Source organism: Gottfriedia acidiceleris, from assembly GCF_036421055.1.
GTDB classification, from domain to species: domain Bacteria; phylum Bacillota; class Bacilli; order Bacillales; family Bacillaceae_G; genus Gottfriedia; species Gottfriedia acidiceleris_C.
On the sequence record NZ_JAZGQS010000009.1, the window covers coordinates 177,976 to 202,518 of the forward strand.

The following is a 24,543-nucleotide window of genomic DNA, read 5'->3' on the forward strand; positions in this document are numbered from 1 at the left end:
TGAAATAAAAACAAAAGAAGAAATGAAAAAATGGTTTGCCAACCATAATGAGCTTTATCCAGTTATCGTTTCTAAAGAAAATAGTCAAGTAACTGGGGATTGTTCACTTTCACAGTTAAGGAAAAAGATGCATATAAACATACAGTTGAACTATCTATCTATATCCATCCTGATCATCGTCAAAAAGGACTAGCAAAGGCATTAATGAGTGAGATGATTGAATCTGCAAAAAAATTAGGTCATTCTACAAATATTTCTTGTATTACTAGCGGAAATGAAGTGAGCGAAAGATTATATGAGAAATTGGGATTTAAAAAGGTAGGTCATTTTTATAAAGTAGGCCAGAAATTTAATCAATGGTTGGATATTGCCTATTATCAATTAATGCTATAGCTGAAATACTAAACTCTAAAAGATTATATAGGCGATGGAAACACTCAATTTTACTTGGGTGTTAGCTTGTAAATAAAGATATCAAATTGAATGTAAGCGCTCGTCTCTCAAGGGCTCCGAAGACTTGTGAGAAACGGAGTTACCTTAGATGATAATGTGCACTCAGATAGGCGAAGTAATTAGAAAATCGATCAATTGGCGGGAAGTTTAACACTCAGGTCTACCTGGGTGTTTTTATATGGAAAAAGGCCGTATTATTCATAATTTCTATACTATGAACGTAAAATGTAGGAGAAATGTCGGAAAGTGGGGGAAATGACTTTGAAATTAAAACGCGCATTGACCCAGAAATTAGCAAAAAAAATTCACAACTTTTTATTCCTTGGAAAAATTGTTACAGAAAGAATCGTGGACCAAGAGAAGCAGAATTTACTTTTCTATGAGGATGAAGATCATATTCGTTTTTATGTGGAGTGCTTATCTCCAATTCCATCAAAGTTAAAAGCCAGTTTTTCAACTCAAGATGTTTTGTTTGTAGGGACAACTGCAAATAAAAATAATGAAAGTAAGATAAAACCACTAATTAAAAGTAAGAAAAAAGATGACATTATTGATGGGTTAAAAAAGATTTTTGATTCTAAATTAGTTATGTTTCGCCTTGAATACGCAAATGAAGTAGTCACAGCGGATCTAGTTGAGTTTTTTGATGGGAAAAGAGACACTTTCTACCATCTTCTGCCTGTTATTGAACTTAGGGGAGAGGGAAAGCGTGAAGAGGTCGAAAATCGACTGATAAAAGGTTCTTTGCCTATTCATCTGCCAAAATATTTTAATGACTTTGATCAACCTGAATTTGTCTTTTATGAAAATAGATTATATGGCAATTTGTTTTTAAAATCGATGATGAATGATATTAGTTATTTAGAAAAACAAAATGAAGTTACATTTCAAGATTATGATGAAGATGAACTTAAAAAGTCGTTCATTCATTTAAATCATTTAATTTATTTTATTCCCGAAAAACAGTGGGAAGAGTTGTGTAAAAACTTTAAAAAAGAATGCAAAGAACTTATTTATACGCAAGAATTTACTGAGAAACAAGCTTTTCCTATTGAATGGAGTAATGATTCTGAAAATGCTTTTATTGAACGATTTTATCAAAATTGTTTGCAGCAAGGCTTGTTATACGAAAAAAAAGATATTATTAATTTTCATATCTGTTGTAAATTTCAGGCTCTAACAATTTTAGGTGGGGTAAGTGGTACTGGGAAATCTCAATTAGCACGCATATATGGCGAAACGTTAGGGCTTGAATTTGGAAAGGAATTATTATTTGTTCCAATTTCGCCATCGTATCGCGAACACTATGATTTATTAGGCTATTTAAATCCGTCTACTGGGATTTATATCGATTCTGAGACGGGATTAACGAAATTACTGATTGAGGCTGAACAATTTCCACACAGGATGTATATGGTGATTTTTGATGAAATGAATCTTTCGCAAATTGAACATTGGTTTAGTAAATTTCTCTCAATTTTAGAAATGCCTCAGGATAAGAGAGTGATTACTTTATTCCATGATCATAACGTAGTCATTAATCAATATTATAAGCCTAAAGTAAGAATAGGTAATAATATTATTTTTGTTGGAACAGTTAACTTTGATGAAACGTCAAGTGAGTTTTCTTTAAGACTGTTAGATCGTGTAAATATAATCTCACTTAGATCAACTTCATTCGTAAATTATGCAGAAAAGATGAATAATGAAAATATTTATGAAACTGTACCACAAATCTATATTAATGCAGAAAACTATAGTAATTGGACAAAGAAAACTTTAAGTGCATCTGAGCTTACAAGTGATGAATTAAAGTTTTTTGATGAGTTTAATAAAATAGTTGAACAGTCACTAAGTGAGCGAATCATCTCTCCACGTATGATGAAAGATTTATCAAATTATTTAGCTAACATACCTACTCTTCCTTCCCATGTTCAGTTCGAACGAAAAGAAGCAATCGATCTTTTTGTTAAACAACGCGTATTAACGAAAGTTAGGGGATTATTTGCTAATTTAGAAGAATTAATTGGTACAGGTGATGGAAACGAGCAGGAAGGGTTACTAAATATGGTGATGAAATCTAATTTGGGTAGATCAATTTCTGACTTTGAGTATTCTATTAAAGAATTGAAAAAGAAAAGAAAGCAGCTGGAGATTGATGGATATGTCAACTAATAATAGTCCAGAAATTTTTGAACCACTTTATCTCCCGTTTACGATTGCAATTCTTGTCGGTACTAGGGGGAAAGAGGAAAAAATATCTCTTGATGCACTTACAATGAACCCAAAAGAAGCTTACTTATTTGCCTATGAAATACAGGAATTAAAAAGATTTTTATTTCAAGTCGATGGTGAGTTTGATGGTAAAATTACGTTCGTTTGGAATAATCTTTATCATTTTCAACAAGAAAACTTAGATGATCAGCAGTTTATTTTTACATCTGAAAAAAGAAAAATATTAATATATGAACATGGTAAAACAGAGAATGCTTATCCTTGGAGATGTGGATATTATGAGTTCTGTATTATATATCAAGAACAACATTTTTATGGAATGATAAAAATAGTACCGAAAAATTTAGATTATGATCAATTAGAGTGGATGCATTCAACTTTAAATCAACAAATAAATGGAATAATGAATGACTCGCAATACTTTAAAAAATCTTCCGCTTCGTTTACGCAAAATGGAACAATGTATTTTTGGCCAATTATTCGATTTATCGAGTCAAATGAGGAAAGACTATTAGTTGCAATCCAACAGTTTATAAGTAAATTAAAGCGAAAACAAAAAAAGGAATATGAATTAAAAAGACAAGTCAAAAAATTAGATTTTAATACAATTAGATGGACCTTATTGCATCCGGCCATTTCAAATGCAACTAATTTAACAATGCAACCAGTAGTTCAAGAAGAAAATTATATCGATGAGATAAAATATGCTAAACATAAAGTTCGTAAATTTCTACTTACAATTGAAACATTATTAACCTTCGTAAAATATGAATTAGTAAAAGACAGAAATAAAATGGATCAAATCGATTTTCAAGTGAAGGATATAGAAAAAATGATGCAAAATGTAGTTGGGAATGGCTCTATTACTGATCGAGAAAAAGCCAAGTATAGACAGTCAAAAATGTTAAAAGAGCTAGAATTAGAAAAATTAACGAGAAGTGTTTCAGAAAAAGAACGTATTACGAATTCTTTGGAGAAACTTTATGAAGTCTATTTTAGAGAATATACAATTGGAATCTTCCGTATAGCGACGGATACAGATACTTCAAAATATCCAACTAGTCCATCGAAAGTATTTTTAAATTTTATTCATTCTTTAAGTTTGTTTGATAAAAAGGTAAAGGAATACGGGAAAAAACAAATGCTTTTACCTGTATATAAACCAACTTTTTTACTATATGAATACTTTGTCTTTTTCTCGTTATGCGATATTTTCTTAAAGCTAAAATTTAAAAATGATTCCGAACCATTAGCAGAACAGATTTTAATGCATATAAAAGACGATGAGCTAATGGATGGAGCATCGGTGTCTCTTGAAAATAAAAATTGGATAATAAATTTAGTTTACAACGAAATTATCGAGGGAAGTCCACAAGTCTCTCTGTTAAAAGGAACTAATTTTTTTAGTGGTGAAGAATCGAAAAAACCGGATATAAGATTAGATTTTTATCGAAAAAAAAATAAAGAATACGTTGCTTCAATCATTTTTGAAATTAAATATAGTCCAATGTTTAATATTTATCAACCAGTAGGGAATACAAAAGCAATGGAACAAATGTATAAATACTGGGGACTTAAGTATGTAGAACGTGTTAATGGAAAAATGACATATGTGCGAAAACCGATCAATGAAGTAATTTGTTTATATCCAGGTAGTAATGTTCATCGTAAAGTTCTAGAAGCGGGTTGTGGCACTTATATTCAGTTTTATCCTAAGAAAAAGGGTGAGGATTTTTATGAACTAGTAGGTGAAAGAGAGTTAGTAGAAATAATAAACAGAACACTTGAAGAACTTAAATAATCCTACATCGAACTTAGCGGTACCATTGTAATTGAAACTGATTTTTAGAAAGTCAAACAAACAAATATGTGCCCTTTACCAATCGATGGCATAGGGCATAATTTTTTAATTCGTTTTTGACATTTTAATCATTGTTATAGTATAAAATACGAAATAATATTCAGTTGAAAACTTACAATAGCTTATTAATCTATACTAAAAAACTAATTTTGAGATAATTTTGATTTCACAAATTATACATAATTAGTTGTGTAAGCGTTGCCAAAAGCTAAATTTTACCATACAATAGAGCCATATATAAACAGACCAATTAAATATTTTTTTAACAAAATAATTAAATAGAATTAAAGAGGCAATATTAAAATTTGGTATAATCGTTGTTTTATAGACGTAAGATAAGAATATTTATATAGGAATTTTAGGGGTGAGTGAGAGTGTTTCGTGTTATTCATACAAAAGAAGAGAATAATTTATTTAACGAGCTTTGGGGAGATTTTTGTGAAGAAAACGAAATACCTTTCTTAGTAAGAAGGAATGAAGTTACTCGTTATGGAATTTGTAATTCGGATAAAAAGTTAATTGGTACCCTCGAGTTTAGTAAATATAATATTGAAAATGAGAATAAAAATAAATATTATTATAATTTTTCCGAAAACAAATATATTAAATACATTCAAAATGAAGAAATCTATGAAATTGGTAAATTATTAATTACTAGGGAAAATAGGGGAAAAGGATTTTTTAAACAAATTTTACTAGCGTGCTATGATCATGCAAATCATACTAATGCTGATTGGTATATAGGTACAATAAATAAAAGACTATATATGTTTGCTAGAAGTGCAGGTTTTAAAATTTTACCGATTGATGAATATTTTGAAATAAGTGATGATATTATTGCTGTACCATTTTTATTGGATATTAAACATGCTATTAAGTTATTAAAATATTCAAATGAGTTTAAAGAAATATTAATGTTTTATGATAAGTAATTGTGAAAAACTCAGGGATAATCCTGAGTTTTTCAATTTACAGATTATTCTTGACCAAGAATACCTGCAGCCTGATTCGTTTGATTATAAGCTGTTTGACAAGCTTGAAGCGCTTGTTCGATTCTTTCATGGTTTTGCGGTTTTTCAACGGTTTCTAATGCAGATTGAAGACATTCAATTGCTTGTTTAAGTTCAGTAGTTGCATCCTGAGTATATTGACGCGCATTTTTTTGCATGGTAATTCCTCCTTTCATATGAATTTATTTTTGACCAACATTCAAATTAGTATGTATAAAAAACGTAGAAGAATTTTTCTTCTACGTTTTTAAGCACGCAAATATTTAAATATGTTTTTAGATTATTTAAACTCCAAATATCGATAAAATTGCAAATCGTTTTTTCGGCTTAAAAGTAATAATCTTTTTCTGATCCTCTAAATCCGCTTTTAATAAGGTCAATTGTTCATTTAATTGTTCAACTTGATTTTCAAGTTTTACAACTACTTTCTTTAAATCTTCAATTTCACATCGATGTTCCAAAATTTGTACTGAAACGACTTCATTTGCTTTTGTTTCCACTTTTTCTTCTAATTTTATTAATTTTTGAGTTAATTCTTTTATAATGTCAATATGATCAGTGTCATTTTGTTTTGGTTCGATTGTTTGCATCGAAGCTTCATAAATTTCTTTAATTTGTTCGATTTGTTCCTCTGTAAATAAATATCCATTATGAGTTTTCTCTACTTTTAAATTTCCTTTTTTTAAAAAAAATAATACTTTTTTATTTGTTAATTGCAGTTGTTCCGCCACTTGAGAAGTTGTATACATACGCTATTCCTCCTCCAAATAATTTATATATTAAAAATTCTTTATTAAATTGTACATTCCTTTGAGGTTGACAAAACTAGTGTTGACTCGGCAAAAGTTCTTAAAATACTTCGAATAGATAAGTTCTAACGACTCAAAATGGCTGAAAATGTAAAGTTAATTCCTTTTGTATTGATTTTTATCGAAACTCGGACTTTTAAGGTGTTTTTAGCTAAATATTCTTCTAATTTTAGAATATAAAGTAGATAAATAGCATATAATGCAAGACACTAAATCGAAGAAGGAATATAGAAATGAGGTAAAGAATGGTAATAAGAGAGAAAGAAATGCAAAGCATTTCTAACATCATTTCAATACTGATTCAAGAATGGCTAAATAAAAAAATTTTGATAACAAATTATTTAACTGAATATACTAAGATAAGCCTAATTTAAAAATATAAATTACGAAGATGGCCTTCACTTCCTATTGGAGGGATGACTCAATTGTTTGGAATTGGTACGAAGTTATTATTAGTTGTTGTATTAATTGCATTTACTGCCTTTTTTGTTGCATCAGAATTTGCAATCGTAAAAATTAGAAGTTCTAGAATTGATCAGTTAATTGGTGAGGGAAATAAAAAAGCAAGAGCTGTAAAACGAGTAATAACACATCTCGATGAATATCTTTCAGCTTGTCAACTTGGTATAACTGTTACAAGTTTAGGATTAGGGTGGTTAGGTGAACCAGCTGTAGATGAATTATTGCATCCATTACTTGACGATTTGCATTTACCTACTGCTGTAAGCGGCACGATCTCTTTTTTACTTGCTTTTGGAATCATTACATTTATTCATGTTGTAGTTGGTGAATTAGCACCTAAAACAATCGCAATTCAAAAGGCTGAACAGATTACTTTAACCTTTTCACCGGCTTTGATTCTATTTTACAAAATTACCTATCCGTTCATTTGGTTATTTAATAATTCAGCAAGGATGGTCTTAAAAATATTCGGCCTTCCTCCTGCTTCAGAACATGAAGTTGCTCATTCAGAAGAAGAATTAAGAATTCTACTTTCTGAAAGCTATAAAAGTGGCGAAATAAATCAATCTGAATTTAAATATGTGAACAATATATTTGATTTCAATATGCGAGTAGCAAAAGAAATAATGGTTCCTAGAACGGAAATGGTTGCAATTGACTTACGTGAAGCTTTTCATGAGAATATTCACTTTATGAGTACAGAAAAATATACGCGCTTTCCTGTAGTCGATGGAGATAAGGACCATGTAGTTGGTTTAATAAATTTTAAAGATGTTTTTACTGATTTTGTTCTTCATAAAGGGGAAGCAGAGGTAAAAACACTTGAACAATATATTAGACCAATCATTCAAGTGATTGAATCAATATCGGTTCATGATTTACTTGTTAAAATGCAAAGAGAACATATACATATGTCGATATTAGTTGATGAATACGGAGGTACATCTGGCTTAGTAACAGTTGAAGATATTTTAGAAGAAATTGTTGGGGAAATTCGAGATGAATTTGATGTTGATGAGAAAGAGGATATAAGTAAAGTAAGCGAAAATAAATTTATCATTGCAGGTAAAGTTTTAATTAGTGAAATTAATGATGTTTTTAGCTTGGACATTGATGATACAGATGTTGATACAATAGGTGGATGGATATTAACTGAAAATTTTGATGTGCAAGAAGGAGATTCGATTAAATATCATAACTGTACATTTAAAGTACTTAAGTTAGACGGACATTATATAAAATCAATTGAATTCACACGGGAACCAATTAAAAAACCTGAACTTGAAGAAGAAAGCGCAACTTAAATTGTAAAAACAATTGAGCTGCGCTTTTATCCACATTGCAAGAAATTTCATATACCGAAATAGTTAAAAATTAGTTGAGTTATATAGCTCATCTTTAATAAATATTTCATTTTTATCAACTGCGTCTTTATGTGTAACGACAAGCCCAATCGGAGTAGGGACGGGTAAATTATTGACTAGTGAAAAGGGAATATTTTTTTTCTTTGCCATTAAAAGATATTTCGAGATTGTATTATAGGGAAGTGTACCGTTTAATAATAATGTAACATTTTTCATATTGATTGATTGTTCAACGATTGGATAAATAGAATTTGCCATCACTTGACTTGTAGTTAAAGCAATTTCAATTCTTTCGCGAATTGTTCCTAAAAAAATATTTCGTTCTTCAATTTTTATTTGCTTTTCGCCATAGATACCTTTAATTAAATAATCTTCAACTTTATTTCCAGTCACCTGTAATACCTACCTTCAGTTTATTAATTTAATTGTATCTAACATTAATCTATTCTACACACCTTATTATTGACATTTTTGTATACTTTTAGTTTTATAATTACTAGAACGAAGTGACAATCGTAAAAGTTCAGTTGTTGAATGATATGTAAGAAACATTCATAAATTTAATTTACAATTTAATCAGAAAATTGTAAAAAATATTACTTTTTCGTAATAAATTCGACAAATTTTTATTTTTTTACTTAACGAATATTTAAAAATTTGTTACTATTTAATTAATAGATTTTTTATTGGAGGTGTTCCTTATTGATATGTCAATAGAGAGTAGGTATAGCACTTTCATACAGGAAAGTATGCCTACATTAACAAAGAATTGGGTCGCTCAAGCAGTAATTAGCGATAATGATCCATTTAAAACCGAGATTATCATTAATGGAACTAAATTGATTGACTTTACATTATTATTTATTGAGGGAAAAATAAATGAGGATCAAGTCAAAGATTTGGCATATAAAATCGCCCTTGAACGAGCTCAAGCAAGTGCTAACATCGGAGATTTTGTGTATAACTCAAATATAGCTAGAAGTGAACTTTTTAAACATTTATCCGAATTTGAAGAAAGTATTAGTCTACTTCAGCCGCTGATTGATAAAATTAACTACGTTTTTGACCAGTTTATTTATTTTACAGTAAAAGAATATTCGTATCTCATTACACAAGATATAGAAGAGAAAAAACAGTTCATTGACGAGACCCACAAAGAGAGACTTACAATCTTAGGACAAATGTCTGCTAGTTTCGTTCATGAATTTAGAAATCCACTTACATCAATTATTGGTTTTGTAAAATTACTTAAAGGAGATCATCCACATTTAAAATACTTAGACATTATAGATCATGAGTTGCATCAATTAAATTTTAGAATTGATCAATTTCTTCATGTCTCGAAAAAGGATCATGACCAAAGGGTGGAATCTTTTTTAATTAATGATTTATTTAAAGAAATCACAGAATTCTTATATCCCAGTATTGTAAATTCGAATGTCATTTTACAAGAAGGAATTTCACAAAAAATATACATACCGGGTTTCAGGAATGAACTTCGTCAAGTTTTACTGAATATATTAATGAATTCAATTGATGCGTTGGCGGAAAACGATGGTCAAAAAAAGATTCATTATCAAGTTTCGGATCAAGAGGATAAGATTGAAATTCAAATCAGAAATAATGGACCTAAAATTAGTGAAGAAAGCATACGAACAATTTTTGAACCATTTGTGACGACAAAAAATCATGGTACTGGAATTGGCTTATTTGTATGTAAACAAATAATTGAAAAACATGATGGCAAAATTGAATGTCTATCTGACGATGAATGGACAGCATTTTACATAACATTGCCAAAAGAGGCATTAAAAAACTCGGATGATTAGTCCGAGTTTTTTATTTTATATATACTCTAATGTACGATCTAAAATAATATAATTACTTCAAATTTTGGCTTCTCTTCAACACACCCTACTGAAATTAAATCATATACTATATTTTCTTCAAACTTTGATTTATAAAGGGGAAATAGGATGATTTTTGTGCCTGTTAATCGTATTTCCAAATTAACAGTCATAGGCGATATAGGCAGATATTCTGAGGCTTTTCGGTATGGGACATTTGAAAACACAACGTCGCCTTCACCAGACTTTACTGCAAAATCTAGATTAGGTGATTTAGGGGATAAATTGATAAACCTGATTTTAGCTTCTCCTTGAGGCAAGGAATGATTATCCATATATAAAAATAGTGAAATTTGGTCTAAATTTTGACCAACAGCAATCGTATAATTTTGTTCAGCAAGAAAAGAGATTTGTTCTGAATGTATTGGTTTTGATTGATCATTCGTTTTAAAAATTTCAACAAAGTGTAACCCTGAAGGCAAAGTTAAATATTGAGTTGATTCTTTAAAGGCAAGATTCGAAATAAATTTCGTACGATTAATATATATGTCTATTCTTATTTTTTTTGGTAAAACATTAATGAGTCTTATAAAAGCTAAATTTTGCTTTATTATAATGTCCTTTTTATAACTTTTTGGTGAATGATTATTTATTAGACTTTGGAACGAATCAAATCGATTATAATTTACATGAAACAAATTGTCCTCTTTTTTTGAATAGGATGAAAAATGATTAAAAATATTTGGGCTTATACGACTTTTTTGTACGACTTTGTTCAAACTACATACCTCCTATGATTACCATCCAACGATCCCATTTAAAATAGTATTCATTTACAGGAATATTATGAATTATTTTATATTTAAAACCATCAAAATAGTTATTGCTTTTTAGAGTTAAAATTTAATAGAATACTATCAATATAGTTTTTTACAATTAAATAGTAGCTAATTAAGTTCATTCACTTTCATTTAAATGATTCAGTAAAACTTGTTTTTCTAATATGAGTCAAAAAAATAAAGAGATTCTTAATACGCTCGTATAATTTTGGAAATAACCGGTCCAAAAGTATCTACCAAGCTGCCGATATAGTTTGACTACGAGAGATATGACATAGCATATTCTCTCCTAAATATTTAGGGGGAAACAAACTTGAACTTACATGAAATGAAATCGTCAACAAAAGCTGAAAAGGCTGATTTTCTAATAATAAATGGCAAAATAGTAAATGTTTTTACAAAAGAAATTATTGAAGATTCAATTGCAATTACAAATGGAATAATCGTTGGAATTGGTGATTATGAGGCTAATGTAGTAATAGATGCAGAAGGGAAATATTTATCACCTGGCTTTATTGATTCCCACGTCCATATTGAATCATCTATGGTTTTACCTAGTGAATATGCCAGAACTGTACTACCACATGGAGTAACAACTGTTATTTGCGATCCACATGAAATCGCAAATGTTTCCGGAGTGGATGGAATTAAAATGATGTTAGACGCTTCAGAAAATATTCCGTTAGACGTTAGAGTTATGTTACCGTCCTGTGTACCTGCAACCTCTTTAGAGCGTGGGGGAGCCATACTTTATGCAGAACATTTAGAGCCTTTTATGACACATCCGAGAGTACTTGGATTGGCTGAAGTAATGGATTATCCTGCAGTTATGTCGATGGAAAAACAAATGATCGATAAATTAAAATTAGCTCACGCTTATCAAAAGCCAATCGATGGTCATTTAGCTGGATTATCTAAAAACGAAATAAACACTTATTCATATGCAGGTATTTCAACTGATCATGAATGTACAAATGTCCAGGAAGTAATGGAAAGACTAAGAGCAGGGTTATATGTTGCATTTAGAGAAGGGTCCGCTGCAAGAAATCTAAAGGATTTATTACCTGCAGTAAATGATCAAAATGCACAGCGAATTATGTATTGCACAGATGATAAACATTTAGATGATATCATGAAAGAAGGTTCGATTGATTTTTGTATACGAACAGCAATCAAATATGGAATTGACCCGGTGACTGCTTATTCAATGGCAACATTAAATCCAGCTACATGCTATGGTTTAAAACAAAAAGGTGCAATTGCTCCTGGGTATGAAGCAAGCTTTGTATTTTTAAACGACTTAGAATTAGTAGAAGTTACTGATGTTTGGTGTAAAAATGAGTTTATCGTTGAAAACAAACAAATTAGAAACCTAAATAAAAATGAAAAGTCCAATTTAATTGATTCAAAAGTAAGCTTAGGTGATCTAAAGATTGAAGATCTTGAATTAAAAACAGGTGTTAGAACGCTTGCAAATATAATTGAAATTAATCCGAATAGTATCGTAACAAACCATTTAATTGAAAATTTATCAATTGAATCTACTCATTTTGTTCCAAGTGTCGCAGAAAACTTATGTAAATTAGCAGTAATCGATCGCTATCATTCTGAAAAAGAGATTGGTCTAGGAATCGTTAAAGGTTTAAATCTAATTGACGGAGCAATCGCTACAACTGTTGCACATGATTCACACCAATTAATCGTTGCCGGTATGAATGATCATGATATGTATCTTGCAATTAAAACAATTGAAGAAATGAACGGTGGAATAGTAGTCGTATCGTCTGGAAATGTTATTGCAAAATTATCATTACCGATTGGCGGTTTAATGAGCAATAAATCTGCAGAAGAAGTAGAAGCCGGTTTACATCAAATTGAAAAATCATTACTCCAAATTAGACCAAACAATACATTTAACGCATTTTTAACATTATCTTTTCTAGCGCTGCCTGTAATTCCGAGTATAAAACTAACTACTAAAGGATTGTTTAATGTAAATGAATTTAAATTTATTCCGGTTTTTCCTATTGAATAAAATAAATAGCTTTAAATGAAGACTCCTAGCAATTGGAGTCTTTTTTGTTAATTATATTAAAGGGAATAATAGAAACAAAAAAATTTCTACTAATACAATTATTTCTGTTAGTAAAGCCAATAATAAAATAACTCAAGAAAAATACTTGAGTCATTTTACTATTTTGAATATATTTTTTAAATTGATGATTGTCTCGTACGAATGGTTATTTTAATTAAACTCTAAAAAATTTAAATTTTTTTAAGATATATTTTTATTAAGGGCAGTATATAAAAGTATATTTATGACGATCAATTCTAAAGGGTAAGGAGAGATTGAAATGGAAGATAAAATTGATTTTTCAGAAAAAATACATATAGGTGAATTAATTGCTGTTTCGAATGTTTACGGTTTAACTCCATATACACTTCTTTTAGAGCTTGAAAAAGGTAATATTGAAGTTTTCCTTTCGATAGATGAATTTAACTCAAAATACAGTGAAACTACAGATTTGGACTGGTGTCAATTGAATAACGGTAAAATTTTTTCTAAAAAGATTGAAGAGTAAAACGGTAATTGCTGTTTACATTAAGATAATGATCATTACATTAAATGTTGTTAAACCTATCGATTCAGGTTCATCAATCTAACAATCAATTTTAAGTGGTAAAAGTTATAAGAGGTAAAAGGGAACAATTTTGCGAAACATAATTTGTTTTGATTGCTTCAGAAACTTGTCAATTTTAAACTGATAGAATTACAAGTAATACTAATAAATAGTTAACTTCTTTTATTCAAAACGATTTCTCCAAACATGGCCAATTGATCATTATTTAAATTATCTCTATCAATATTTGGTAGAACAACTGATATCAAAAAATTAACTTCGCTGTTTAACCGATTGATCTCTTCTAATAAATGAATTTGTATTCCTTTCATTTCGTTGATTACCTCAAGATATAAATCTTCTTTATTAAAATTGAATTCATTATTATTACTGCTCATATCAAACACCTCCAAAGAAAATTATTCGTTACAAATGCTTCAATTTCCTTTATGTAAATTTGCTTTTTTAAATTCAAAAATTTATTTTTACAATCTCTTAGATTCATTGAATTATTTTATGCGTTTTACAATGCAATAAAAAAAACTCAGCCAATTATTTAAGATTTTGGCATGAGTAGGATAACTTATTTTATTGTACAAATTCATTCTCCAATATTACCTTCAAACCACTCTTGAAGCTCTTTTAATGATGTAAAGGAGAAAATCTCTTCACCGTTTTGACCATTATCAATACCGGTGTTTCCTCTTAAAGTAATTTGTCCTTCATCTCCTGAAATTAAAATCGCATAAGGGTGGTTTATATTTATATACCTTGCATCAAGATCATTATCAATCCAATTCTTACTAATTAAAAATGCTTCGAAATGATTCATTTACATTCCTCCTATGGTAATATTGTTCCAATTTTTAGTAAAAAATAGACATTTATCGTTTTGTGGAAGAAAATGAATTAACTCCTCCTAGCTTTGAAGGACCTTCAGGTTAGTCCCTTTATTTAAAGAAGTTATAAAAAAAAATCGATGAATGTATAGGACAAACTTGGTTCCGGGAAGGCTTAAAAGTAAGGAGGCGGTTTATATAGTTACTTTCGAAGTTTTATCACTAATGATTAGCTTTGGTATGTTTGTGATCGCCATTTTAGAGTTTAAAGATAAGGATAAGAATAAAAATTCTTGAACACGCCAAAAAGGCGTTTTTTTTTTACTAAAGATAATACCTAATCATTATAAGTTTGGGATTTCACTTAAGTATAGTAACTATTGTACAATTAGAATAAGTGAAAAAATCAAGTAGGTGAATAAGATGTATGATATTACAATTATCGGTTCAGGTGTAAGTAGTATTTTTCTAGCATATACATTATTACAAACAAATCAAAAAGTATTAATTCTTGAAAAAGGAAAGTCTTTAGAGGAAAGGGCCTGTGCTATAGACAAAGGCGGAATATGCCAATGCGATGTTTGTGGAAAATATTATGGCTTTGCAGGACTTGGTAAATCAGAAGGAAAATTTAACTATTCATGTGATTTTGGAGGAGAACTAGCTAAAAAGGTAGGGAAAGAAAATCTTGAAAAATTAATGAAAGAGGTTGACGATTTATTATGCCTTTTTGGGGGAGGTTCTGTAGAAAAGTATTCGACTGTAAATGAAAAGTTGGCGAAAAAAGCCAGAGATTGCAATTTACATATGTTAACGACTGAAGTTAGACATCTGGGTACGCGTCTTTCAACAGAAATATTCGAACGATTATATAACGAATTATCTAGTAGAATTGATATTCTCTTTGAAGTCGATACTCAAACGATTAAAAAGGTGAATAACCTATTCTATTTGGATACTAACTTAGGAAAATTCGAATCTAAAAACGTAGTATTTGCAACAGGTAGGTCTGGTACTGAATGGTTAAATGATCAGTGTACATCACTTGGAGTTAAACAAGGTAGAACTCGGTTAGATTTAGGAATTAGAGTTGAAATGAAAGAACAACAGCTTCGGACAATTTTACAAGATACATTCGAAACGAAACTCGCTTTTGAATCTAATGAATTAATTTCAACTACATATTGTATGAATCCAAAAGGTAGAATCGTTCGTAAGTTTCAAGAAGGATTAGTAATGCCTGATGGACAAAATTTTAAGGAAAAAGAATCAGGAACAACTAATTTAAATTTTACACTATTCACACCTAAATATTTTCCATCACTGAAAGAAGCAAATCTTTATGCTAATAAAATTATAGGAAAAATAAATAATGGATTAGATCGAATCGTTGTTCAACGATTAGGTGATTTACTAAACGGTGAGACTACAACTAATGTCAAAATGGAAAAAAACAGTATAAAGCCAACATTAGATGCCGATTGCGGTGACCTTAAAAATGAAGTTCCTATTTTATATTTAAATATTTTACAAGGATTTTTGAATCAATTGGAAGAATTTATTGGAGAGACAATTGATGAGGATACACTTCTTTACGGAATGGATGGAAAGTTTTATTCACCGATTATCGAAACAAATTCAAACTTTCAAACGAGTTTAGAGGGTTTATTTGTAATTGGAGATTGCTCTGGAGTTACTCACTCCTTATCCCAAGCAGCGGCTAGTGGGATTTACTTAGGTAAGGTTTTGGCAAATAAGGATCAACATTTCCCTTGCTTTAACTAGATTTTAAAATTCACATTGTGGGTGATTAGATGAAAAATAGAATTCATTTATATTTAATTAGACATGGTGAAACTTATTTAAATCGTTACAAAAGAATGCAAGGATGGGCCGATAGTCCATTAACAGAAGAAGGAAAACTAGTAGCGATTGAATGTGGAAATAAATTATCAAATATCCAGTTTGACCGTGTATATACTAGCGATTCAGGTAGAACTGTCGAAACAGCAGAACTAATTTTACAGCAAAACAGTTACGAAATACCTGTAATTAGAAAAACAAAAGCCTTCCGAGAGTCCTTTTTTGGTAGTTTTGAAGGAGAATTCTCAGCAGTAGCCTTAGGTAAAGTCGCAAATGATCACGGTTATTCTTCCTTTAGAGAACTAATAAGAAATCGGTCTCTAGAAGATATTACAAATTTTATCAAAGAATCTGATCCATACCATCATGCTGAGAACTACTCCGAGTTATGGGATCGAATTGAAAAAGGCTTAAATGAACTAATCATTGAAAATAATAAAAACGATGAAAATGTATTAATTGTCACTCATGGAAATACAATTCGTAATATTGTAAAAAAATTTTCAGAGGAGTTTAATATTGAATTAGAAATAAAAAACGCTAGTATCACAATCTTAGAATACGCATTTGATACATATAAAGTCATTTCTTTTAATCAATAAAATCTAAAGATAAACGAGATAGCTTTAAATTAAACAAAAAAAGAGAAGGGATACAACCTTCTCTTTTTTGTGAAGTTCAATAAATCATTTATTTTTCAACTTTTTATCACCATTACTATTTTTACTTTTTATTACAGGTGCAGGTGCTTTAAAAAATTGCTTAATTGTTTGTCTGTTCTTAGAAAAGTTTAATTTTAGTACTGCACCTGAATGTTCAACTGTTTCGTTTGTAAAGCCAGCATCTACTGGAATACTTAATCGGTCAATTTTTTCAATTGGTTGAGAAAATGCAATGGAAACAAGCGAAAGTACTTCATCTAATTTTAAGTCAGTTGAAACATATTTTGTTGTTTCGTCTAATAAAAGAGGAACTCTGGCGATCCCACCAAATGTATTTAACTTTTCTTTAACGGCACTTACGACTTTTAACAATACTTCTTGCTGTCGTTGAACTCTTCCAAAATCATTATCATGATCATGTCTAAAACGTACATATTTTAAGAGCTGTTCTCCATGTAGTTTATTTATGCCAGGTTTCAATTTTAAGTTCATATCATTAATGATTGATTGACTAACATTAACTGTAATACCTTCTGGAACAAGTGTATCTACAATCCCGACAAAACCTTTAAAATCGATTATAACCGTATGGTCAATTGGAATACCGAAATTAGTATATATTGTTTCTTTTAGTAGTTTTTCGCCCCCTAAATAATAGGCCTGATTAATTTTTCCGTAATGATACTTATATCCTTTAATTTTTACGTATGAATCCCTTAAAATTGAGGCGACTTTTAAAGTGCGGTCATCAACATTATATTGAACTACTGCAATACTATCTGAACGTGAATTTTTTTCGCCCCTCGAATCAACTCCTATAACAAGGAAAAATAATGAGTTTTTTAAAAGTTTATTTTTAAAGCTCATTTTTTGCTCACTTAGTGGATTTGATTGGCTTTGGCCATTGCCTGATGGTTTAATTTGACAACTGGCCAGAAAGAAAACAAGAAAAGAAAGAAGGCATATTCGAAAGAACTTTGACATGAATCTATTACTCCTTCTATAGGTTAGTTGGTTTTTTTATGTATTTCTTTATAATTCCCCTCAAATATTTTGAAAATACATAACAAAAAAGGAAAAAAGAGATATACCATATTTATCCATAACTGGAAATAATAGTTGATTGTTATGAAATAATTCTTAGTATAAAATTAACTTTGTTAAATACTTCACAATAAATAATAAGGAATTAGCCAAAATGATTTTATTTTTTATACCTATATGTGAAATATTTCACAAAAATGTCACTTGTTTTAAATAATATTAATTATTTTATATGGCAATATTATAAATAATAATGTTTGTGAAGTTATTTAAACAAAAAAAGTTAGGTTGGATGCTAGATTTTGTAAGTAAATCTAGAACCTAAAAAAAGGAGCAAACCAAATGTTAGTAGATAGTTTTAATCCATTTGATAATCTTGCAATTTCTGCACTAGTGGCGGCAATACCGATTCTTTTATTTCTTTTATGCTTAACAGTATTAAAAATGAAAGGTATTTATGCAGCGTTATTAAACCTTGGAATTACGTTTATTATTGTACTAACGATCTTTAAATTACCAATTGGTGCATCAATTGGAAGTGTTACCCAAGGAACGATTCAAGGGTTATGGCCAATTGGTTATATTATTGTAATGGCTGTGTGGTTATACAAAATAACAGTAGAATCCGGAAAGTTTGATATATTACGTAGCAGTATAGTTGGTATTTCAAGTGATCAACGGATTCAGTTTTTATTGATTGGATTTTGTTTTAATGCATTTCTTGAAGGGGCAGCAGGTTTTGGAGTACCGATTGCTATCTGTGCGGTATTATTAGTTTCAGTCGGTTTTAAACCATTACAAGCAGCAATGCTCTGTTTAATTGCGAATGGTGCATCTGGTGCATTTGGAGCAATTGGAATACCAGTTGGAATTATTGATACATTTGGATTACATGGTGTAACTTCAATGAAAGTTTCAATTATGACTGCATTAACATTACCGATTATAAATTTTACAATTCCATTTCTATTAATTTGGTTAATCGATGGATTCAAAGGAATTAAAGAAATTTTACCTGCCATTTTAGTTACGTCTTTTACTTATACAATTTCTCAAGCAATTATGACAATCTTTTTAGGTCCAGAGTTAGCAGATATTATTCCTTCATTATTAACAATGGGTGTTTTAGCATTATTTCTTAAAAAATGGCAACCTAAAAATATTTTCTTACTAAATGGGAAAGAATTTAAAATTGAATCTTATTCAATGTCAGATGTGATTAAAGCATGGTCACCATTTTATTTACTAACAATTTTCGTATTAATTTGGAGCTTAAAATCTTTTAAAGGTTTATTCGCTGATGGAGGAGCTTTAGCATCTACTATAGTAAAATTCGTTGTTCCAGGTTCTACAATAAATGTCAGCATTGATTTAATTGGAGCAACAGGTACTGCGATTTTATTAGCAGGTTTAGTTACAATTTTCACTTCTAAATCAATCAATGTAGGTAAGGGATTATCGCTACTTAAAAAAACAATCTCAGAATTTTGGATTCCGATCATAATGATTTGTGCAATTATTAGTATCGCAAAATTGATGACTTATGGAGGATTAACAAGTGCTTTAAGTCAAGCAGTTGCCCACACTGGAGATGCATTCCCATTCTTATCTCCAATTTTAGGATGGATTGGGGTATTTATGACTGGTTCTGTCGTAAATAACAATACTTTATTTGCACCGATTCAAGTTTCAGCTGGTAATATTTTAGGTACAAATCCTTCGTTATTAGTATCTGCAAATACTGCAGGTGGGGTAATCGCAAAACTAGTTTCACCTCAGTCAATCGCAATCGCAACAGCTGCAGTAGGAGAAACAGGTAAGGAATCAACATTAACAAAGATGACATTAAAATATAGTTTTGGATTACTAGCATTTGTTTGTATTTGGACATATCTATTATCATTTATATATTAAGTTTTAGAGTCTTGAGAGAATGATCTCAAGACTTTTTTATTTGTTTAAATTGATTTTTCAAGAATTTAATTACTCATTCATAGACCTATAACTTCATGTTTATATCCAAAAATCGTTTTAACTTTGAATGAAATATAGTCAAATGCCTATGTAACAAGGATTGTAAACCTTACATATACTTTATTGTGATTTCTAAAAGTTAAGTGAAGGAGGCAATCTATATGAAGGGATATTCACCATACTACGGCGGAGGCTACGGTTGTGGCTGGGGATGCGGCGGAGGATTTGCGTTAATCGTTGTATTGTTTATTTTATTAATTATCATCGGTGCGTCTTTTGTAACTTGCTAAAAACTATTGAGCGTCAGCCACAGATACCGACTAACGATTTTGTTAGTCGGTTTATTTCATTTTAACAGTATTCATACTATTTTTTAAAGTATTACACTTTTCACCAACTTTTTATTAAATGCATATAAAGAAGTAGGTATATAACTAGAAACTTTTACTTATTTTAGTAAATTTAAATTGTCCTATTAAACAAGGAGGACCATAAATGAAAAATCAGCTTTATAAACCTCAAAGACATTGGAAAGACATTCCTCTATGGAAAGATGTAACGGATGAACAATGGAACGATTGGCTATGGCAATTAACGAATACAGTCAGAACATTGGATGACTTGAAACAAGTGATCGATTTAACAAAGGATGAAGAAGAAGGCGTAAGAATATCTACTAAAACAATTCCATTAAATATTACTCCTTACTATGCTTCATTAATGAATCCAACCGATCCACGCTGCCCCATTAGAATGCAGTCTGTACCAATTAGTAAAGAATTAAATAAAACAAAATATGATTCGGAAGATCCACTAGGAGAAGATGATGATAGTCCAGTTCCTGGATTAACCCATCGATATCCAGATCGAGTGCTTTTTTTAGTTACAAATCAATGTTCAATGTATTGTCGCTACTGTACAAGACGTCGATTTTCGGGTCAAATTGGTATGGGAGTACCGAAAAAACAATTAGATGAAGCAATTGCATATATACGTGAAAATGAAGAAGTAAGGGACGTTCTAATTTCAGGAGGAGACGGATTATTAATTAATGACAATATTTTGGAATATATTTTAAAAAATTTAAGAGCAATTGATCATGTAGAAATTATTAGAATTGGCACTAGAGCTCCTGTAGTATTCCCGCAAAGAATTACTGAAAACTTATGTGAAATATTAAAAAAATACCATCCTGTTTGGTTAAACACTCATTTCAATACGAGCATCGAAGTAACCGAAGAAGCAAAAAAAGCATGTGAAATGCTTGCAAATGCTGGTGTTCCAGTTGGGAACCAATCAGTTATTTTAACAGGGATAAATGACAGCGTACCGATCATGAAAAAGTTAATGCATGACTTAGTAAAAATAAGAGTCAGACCATATTATATTTATCAATGTGATTTGTCAGAAGGAATCGGTCATTTCAGAGCACCAGTTGCAAAAGGATTGGAAATTATTGAAGGGTTACGTGGGCATACTTCTGGTTATGCAGTACCTACTGCATTTTTATAATGCAGTACTTTTCATTTCATTGTATTATTAATTTTATACAAAATTTTGTACGGTTTTAACCATTTACACAGTAATAATAATTAAGGGGGGGGTTACTTTGAATATCTTAGAAAAAAATAACATAGCTAGCAGCATAAACAACGTTGCTATTTACTTAAGAATATCTCAAGAGAAGAAAGGCGAAAACGCAGACACATTACTAAACCATCGATCCATGTTAATGGAATATGCGAAGGAATGTGGGTGGGCATACGAACTTTACCAAGAAGTAATGAGCGGTGGAAAATCAGAGTTAAGTGAGCGCCCGCAACTTCAACGCATGTTAAACAATATAGAGTTATACGACGGTATTTTGGTAGTTGAATTAAGCCGTTTAAGCCGTAACGGACTGATCAGTGAAAAAGTGTTGCAGACATGTGTAGATTATAATAAACCAATCATTACAAGAGAACGTATTTACGATTTGGCGAATAGTCAATCTGACGTATTAATGTACCGTTTTGGAAGTTTAATTGCTTCACAAGAACACTCCTTAATTGGTGCTCGTAGTAAAAATAATAAGTTATCAATGGTTAAACAAGGAATGCATGTTAGTGGTTCTGTACCTTATGGATATAAACGTAATAAGGATACTAAACGGTTAGAAATAGATGAGAAAAGTGCAGATATTATTCGTTACATATATAAGCTGCAGAATGAAGGATTAGGTAGCTATCGTATACGAGATATACTTAATGCAGAGGGATATAAAAGTGCCACAGGTAAAGCGTTTAACTTACCAAGTATTAGACGTATCATTCGTAATCCAGCTTATAAGGGGATGGTAGTGTTTAATGATCGTAAGCGAATTAAGCAGAATGGAAAGTATGTTTATATTAACCTTAATACGATTGAGGTAGAAAATGCACACCCCCCAATTGTTAGCGCTGCGGATTGGGAAAAGGCTAACGGTATTCGTGATGCAAGGGCAGAAACGGCAAAGATAATTAGAGAACGACCTAGCTCTATTACAGGCGTATCTATTTTAAAAGATTTATGTTATTGCCATAATTGTGGTAGAAAGCTAGTGATTTGTAAAAACAATCGAAATGCAAGTTATTACATTAAAGGGTGCGAGTACTTAATGGAAGATGGTACCAAATGCCCCAATATGGGTATTAATGTTATTTACGTTGAAGAATTGGTAATGGAGGAAGTAGGTAAATTAAGAGGAGAAATAGAGCTTGAAATTGAACGCCTACTTAATAATGATACAACTGATTTAACAGCCAATTTAGAAGAACAGTTAATTCATATAAATGGGAAAATAGAAGAGCAAACAAAACAGTTTAATAAATTAATTGAATTAGCCATTAGTGGTGTATTTACTGTTAATGAAATAGCAAGTAAGAAGGAAACCATAACCGATACAATTGAATCACTTAATGTAGAACGCGAAGAATTGACTGTTAGGCTTGCAAATACTAATACTTCAACAGTAACAGAAAAGCTGTCTAATGTTTTATCTGTGTTGGATGATATTGAAAATGGTAATGCAGACCCTATGGAAGTAAATACTCACTTAAAACGGTTTATACGTAAGATACATTATAACCGTATACTAGATTCAGAGTTGAAAAACTTATCACCAAATAACCCTATACGTCGGAACGCACCGTTTACGATTGAATTAGAATACCTTTGATAACATTTGTTAACATAGGTATTTTTTTGTTGTGTTTTAGATGGTTTTATTTTTCTTTGTAGATAAAGAATAAAATAATAGCAATTGAAATATCAGTTATAAGTGTCCAAAACTATATAATAATTCCTTAAACCTAATAAATTTCTATCTATATGATTAGACAAGAAAACACAACCATAACAAAAGTAAAATATATAAAAAATTGATAAATTTGCTTGTTCTTATTCAACATAATGGCAGTTTAGTTGCATAAGGAATGTGAATACTTTTTACGAATTATATATTAAAATATTTATTAACAGAGTAGAAAAGAGGCTAGAATTTAATGAAAAAAACAATCACTAATTCAAAATTAGTTTTAATATTGGCAATCTTGTCATTTTTTGTACCAACAAGAGATATAGTATTCGCTACAATTGGTGTAACAATTGCTAGTATTAGTTTTGTTTTATCAATAGAGAATAGAAGATTAAAGCAAGAAGGGAAATGGTTTGCTCGCTCAGCTATGATTTTTAGTATTGTATCCCTATTATTGCACTCGCCTCACGCATGGAGTATTGACAAGATACTTCCGTAATATCTTCCTTTGATGTTCGAACAAATGTTTAATAAAGTATGCAACTAAAGCATGCGTTAGTTGTACAACGTGAGTTGCTTCGGCAGCTCTTTTTGTGCGACGGGCAGTCGCATAGGTTGCTGACCTAGTCAGCAACCTTCATTTTCTTAACTGGACAGAGACGGCATTGCGGTGTAACGACTGAATGAAGGATAAAATAATGAATTCCAGATGGTGAAAATCCATACTCGAGGAGACTGACCTAGCTCGAGAAGTCTAATCTAGGGCATTATCGTGAGGTAGTGTCTGAAGGAGATGCGGTAAATCGAGAGACCCGTAGACGAAAAGATAGACCCTAATGCAAGAAGTGTGAAGCACGGCGGCGGGATAAGTTGGCGACTCTTCGAAAAGTGAGGAAGCCCACTAAAACGGCATTTTCTTTAGAAGTCAGAGCGAGAAAATGTGGCTTATAACGTGATGGTGCAGGGTATGTCTTGAAGGAAAATGCGATGCCCCCGTGAGATCTCCACCTTACCGAACAGGCAGGGTTCTAATCTATAAGGGTAATCCGAAGTGATGAAGAGCAGGTGGAGAAGTCAGACGTTCTCATAGTACAGGAGTAGTTCGGTGACCATAACACCGAATGAATGGAAGGGGAACGACCTATGGCTCCATGTCATGGACAAGATGTTATGTTAACAATCGAGTTACTGCGGTAAAACCGATTGGATGAACATTAAGAAAAGATATGGAATAGTAATGAGCCAAGAGTGGATGCATAATGCCTGGAACGCAACTTCTTGGTAATCAATATAACATATGGATAAGCCGTATGCCTTAATAGGGCACGTACGGTTTGATAAGGGGGAAGTCTCGTGAGAGATTTCCCTACTTTCTTGTTTAACTAA

At 30.8% G+C, this 24,543-nt stretch carries 22 protein-coding genes, 1 pseudogene and 1 riboswitch; of the genes and pseudogenes, 16 read left to right on the forward strand and 7 right to left on the reverse strand.

Annotated elements, in window-relative coordinates; translation table 11 throughout:
• Positions 1–99 precede the first annotated feature (99 nt).
• The 4 genes from RAH41_RS15460 to RAH41_RS15475 all read left to right on the forward strand — a co-directional run bounded on the left by RAH41_RS15460 (position 100) and on the right by RAH41_RS15475 (position 5,481).
• The gene (locus tag RAH41_RS15460) at positions 100–393 is read left to right on the forward strand and encodes an N-acetyltransferase family protein (protein WP_331223696.1); all 294 of its coding nucleotides are present in this window, start codon (positions 100–102) and stop codon (positions 391–393) included.
• 321 nt (positions 394–714) lie between these two features.
• On the forward strand, positions 715–2,628 hold the full coding sequence (locus RAH41_RS15465) for a hypothetical protein (protein WP_331223698.1): 1,914 nt from the start codon (positions 715–717) through the stop codon (positions 2,626–2,628).
• Positions 2,618–4,489: a hypothetical protein gene (locus tag RAH41_RS15470; protein ID WP_331223700.1), complete on the forward strand. Its 1,872-nt coding sequence runs from the start codon at positions 2,618–2,620 to the stop codon at positions 4,487–4,489. Before RAH41_RS15465 ends, RAH41_RS15470 begins: the two co-directional genes overlap by 11 nt.
• 434 nt (positions 4,490–4,923) lie before the next feature.
• Entirely contained in the window at positions 4,924–5,481 is a 558-nt protein-coding gene (locus RAH41_RS15475; protein ID WP_331223702.1) for a hypothetical protein, read from the forward strand.
• Between the two features lie 44 nt (positions 5,482–5,525).
• Here RAH41_RS15475 and RAH41_RS15480 read toward each other — a convergent pair whose 3' ends face one another.
• Together RAH41_RS15480 and RAH41_RS15485 are read right to left on the reverse strand one after the other, a co-directional pair.
• Complete coding sequence (locus RAH41_RS15480; protein ID WP_331223704.1) at positions 5,526–5,717, reverse strand: hypothetical protein; 192 nt, start codon at positions 5,715–5,717, stop codon at positions 5,526–5,528.
• A 126-nt stretch (positions 5,718–5,843) separates the two neighbouring features.
• Complete coding sequence (locus RAH41_RS15485) at positions 5,844–6,308, reverse strand: MerR family transcriptional regulator (RefSeq protein WP_331223705.1); 465 nt, start codon at positions 6,306–6,308, stop codon at positions 5,844–5,846.
• A 476-nt stretch (positions 6,309–6,784) separates the two neighbouring features.
• On the opposite strand from RAH41_RS15485, the gene RAH41_RS15490 reads away from it, so the two are divergent.
• Positions 6,785–8,134 (forward strand): hemolysin family protein, encoded by a 1,350-nt coding sequence (locus RAH41_RS15490; protein ID WP_331223707.1) that lies wholly within the window; start codon positions 6,785–6,787, stop codon positions 8,132–8,134.
• Between the two features lie 63 nt (positions 8,135–8,197).
• On the opposite strand, the gene RAH41_RS15495 is transcribed toward RAH41_RS15490, so the two are convergent.
• Positions 8,198–8,587 carry a YueI family protein gene (locus RAH41_RS15495; protein ID WP_331223709.1) on the reverse strand — a complete coding sequence of 130 codons (390 nt, stop codon included), beginning with the start codon at positions 8,585–8,587 and terminating at the stop codon, positions 8,198–8,200.
• A gap of 314 nt (positions 8,588–8,901) precedes the next feature.
• Between RAH41_RS15495 and RAH41_RS15500 the strand changes: the two genes are divergently transcribed.
• A complete protein-coding gene (locus RAH41_RS15500; protein WP_331223710.1) occupies positions 8,902–10,023 on the forward strand; it encodes a HAMP domain-containing sensor histidine kinase in 1,122 nt (373 codons plus the stop codon).
• A gap of 38 nt (positions 10,024–10,061) precedes the next feature.
• On the opposite strand, the gene RAH41_RS15505 is transcribed toward RAH41_RS15500, so the two are convergent.
• The gene (locus RAH41_RS15505) at positions 10,062–10,820 is read right to left on the reverse strand and encodes a DUF4397 domain-containing protein (protein ID WP_331223712.1); all 759 of its coding nucleotides are present in this window, start codon (positions 10,818–10,820) and stop codon (positions 10,062–10,064) included.
• Between the two features lie 238 nt (positions 10,821–11,058).
• Positions 11,059–11,161, forward strand: a riboswitch (purine riboswitch).
• A gap of 47 nt (positions 11,162–11,208) precedes the next feature.
• Between RAH41_RS15505 and ade the strand changes: the two genes are divergently transcribed.
• Positions 11,209–12,915, forward strand: a complete 1,707-nt coding sequence (gene ade, locus RAH41_RS15510) for an adenine deaminase (protein WP_331223747.1) — start codon at positions 11,209–11,211, stop codon at positions 12,913–12,915.
• A 319-nt stretch (positions 12,916–13,234) separates the two neighbouring features.
• Positions 13,235–13,462, forward strand: coding sequence for a hypothetical protein (locus RAH41_RS15515; protein ID WP_331223714.1), 228 nt, complete (start codon positions 13,235–13,237; stop codon positions 13,460–13,462).
• 212 nt (positions 13,463–13,674) lie between these two features.
• Here the strand turns inward: RAH41_RS15515 and RAH41_RS15520 are convergent, their stop codons facing one another.
• The gene (locus tag RAH41_RS15520) at positions 13,675–13,899 is read right to left on the reverse strand and encodes a hypothetical protein (protein WP_331223716.1); all 225 of its coding nucleotides are present in this window, start codon (positions 13,897–13,899) and stop codon (positions 13,675–13,677) included.
• A gap of 203 nt (positions 13,900–14,102) precedes the next feature.
• Complete coding sequence (locus RAH41_RS15525; RefSeq protein WP_331223717.1) at positions 14,103–14,333, reverse strand: hypothetical protein; 231 nt, start codon at positions 14,331–14,333, stop codon at positions 14,103–14,105.
• 151 nt (positions 14,334–14,484) lie between these two features.
• On the opposite strand from RAH41_RS15525, the gene RAH41_RS22655 reads away from it, so the two are divergent.
• The 3 genes from RAH41_RS22655 to RAH41_RS15535 all read left to right on the forward strand — a co-directional run bounded on the left by RAH41_RS22655 (position 14,485) and on the right by RAH41_RS15535 (position 16,805).
• The gene (locus tag RAH41_RS22655) at positions 14,485–14,637 is read left to right on the forward strand and encodes a putative holin-like toxin (protein ID WP_419471613.1); all 153 of its coding nucleotides are present in this window, start codon (positions 14,485–14,487) and stop codon (positions 14,635–14,637) included.
• 126 nt (positions 14,638–14,763) lie between these two features.
• Positions 14,764–16,125: an NAD(FAD)-utilizing dehydrogenase gene (locus RAH41_RS15530; protein ID WP_331223719.1), complete on the forward strand. Its 1,362-nt coding sequence runs from the start codon at positions 14,764–14,766 to the stop codon at positions 16,123–16,125.
• 29 nt (positions 16,126–16,154) lie between these two features.
• Positions 16,155–16,805, forward strand: a complete 651-nt coding sequence (locus RAH41_RS15535) for a histidine phosphatase family protein (protein ID WP_331223721.1) — start codon at positions 16,155–16,157, stop codon at positions 16,803–16,805.
• An 84-nt stretch (positions 16,806–16,889) separates the two neighbouring features.
• On the opposite strand, the gene RAH41_RS15540 is transcribed toward RAH41_RS15535, so the two are convergent.
• Complete coding sequence (locus RAH41_RS15540; protein ID WP_331223722.1) at positions 16,890–17,849, reverse strand: LCP family protein; 960 nt, start codon at positions 17,847–17,849, stop codon at positions 16,890–16,892.
• Between the two features lie 402 nt (positions 17,850–18,251).
• On the opposite strand from RAH41_RS15540, the gene RAH41_RS15545 reads away from it, so the two are divergent.
• From RAH41_RS15545 to RAH41_RS15565, 5 genes and pseudogenes are all read left to right on the forward strand, one after another.
• Positions 18,252–19,823, forward strand: a complete 1,572-nt coding sequence (locus tag RAH41_RS15545; RefSeq protein ID WP_331223723.1) for an L-lactate permease — start codon at positions 18,252–18,254, stop codon at positions 19,821–19,823.
• A 221-nt stretch (positions 19,824–20,044) separates the two neighbouring features.
• Complete coding sequence (locus RAH41_RS15550) at positions 20,045–20,173, forward strand: YjcZ family sporulation protein (RefSeq protein WP_088010572.1); 129 nt, start codon at positions 20,045–20,047, stop codon at positions 20,171–20,173.
• A gap of 205 nt (positions 20,174–20,378) precedes the next feature.
• A pseudogene (locus RAH41_RS15555) lies at positions 20,379–21,383 on the forward strand (KamA family radical SAM protein); the annotation flags it as partial.
• Between the two features lie 109 nt (positions 21,384–21,492).
• Positions 21,493–23,079 (forward strand): recombinase family protein, encoded by a 1,587-nt coding sequence (locus RAH41_RS15560; protein ID WP_331223726.1) that lies wholly within the window; start codon positions 21,493–21,495, stop codon positions 23,077–23,079.
• A gap of 325 nt (positions 23,080–23,404) precedes the next feature.
• Positions 23,405–23,656, forward strand: a complete 252-nt coding sequence (locus tag RAH41_RS15565; protein WP_331223728.1) for a hypothetical protein — start codon at positions 23,405–23,407, stop codon at positions 23,654–23,656.
• Positions 23,657–24,543 lie beyond the last annotated feature (887 nt).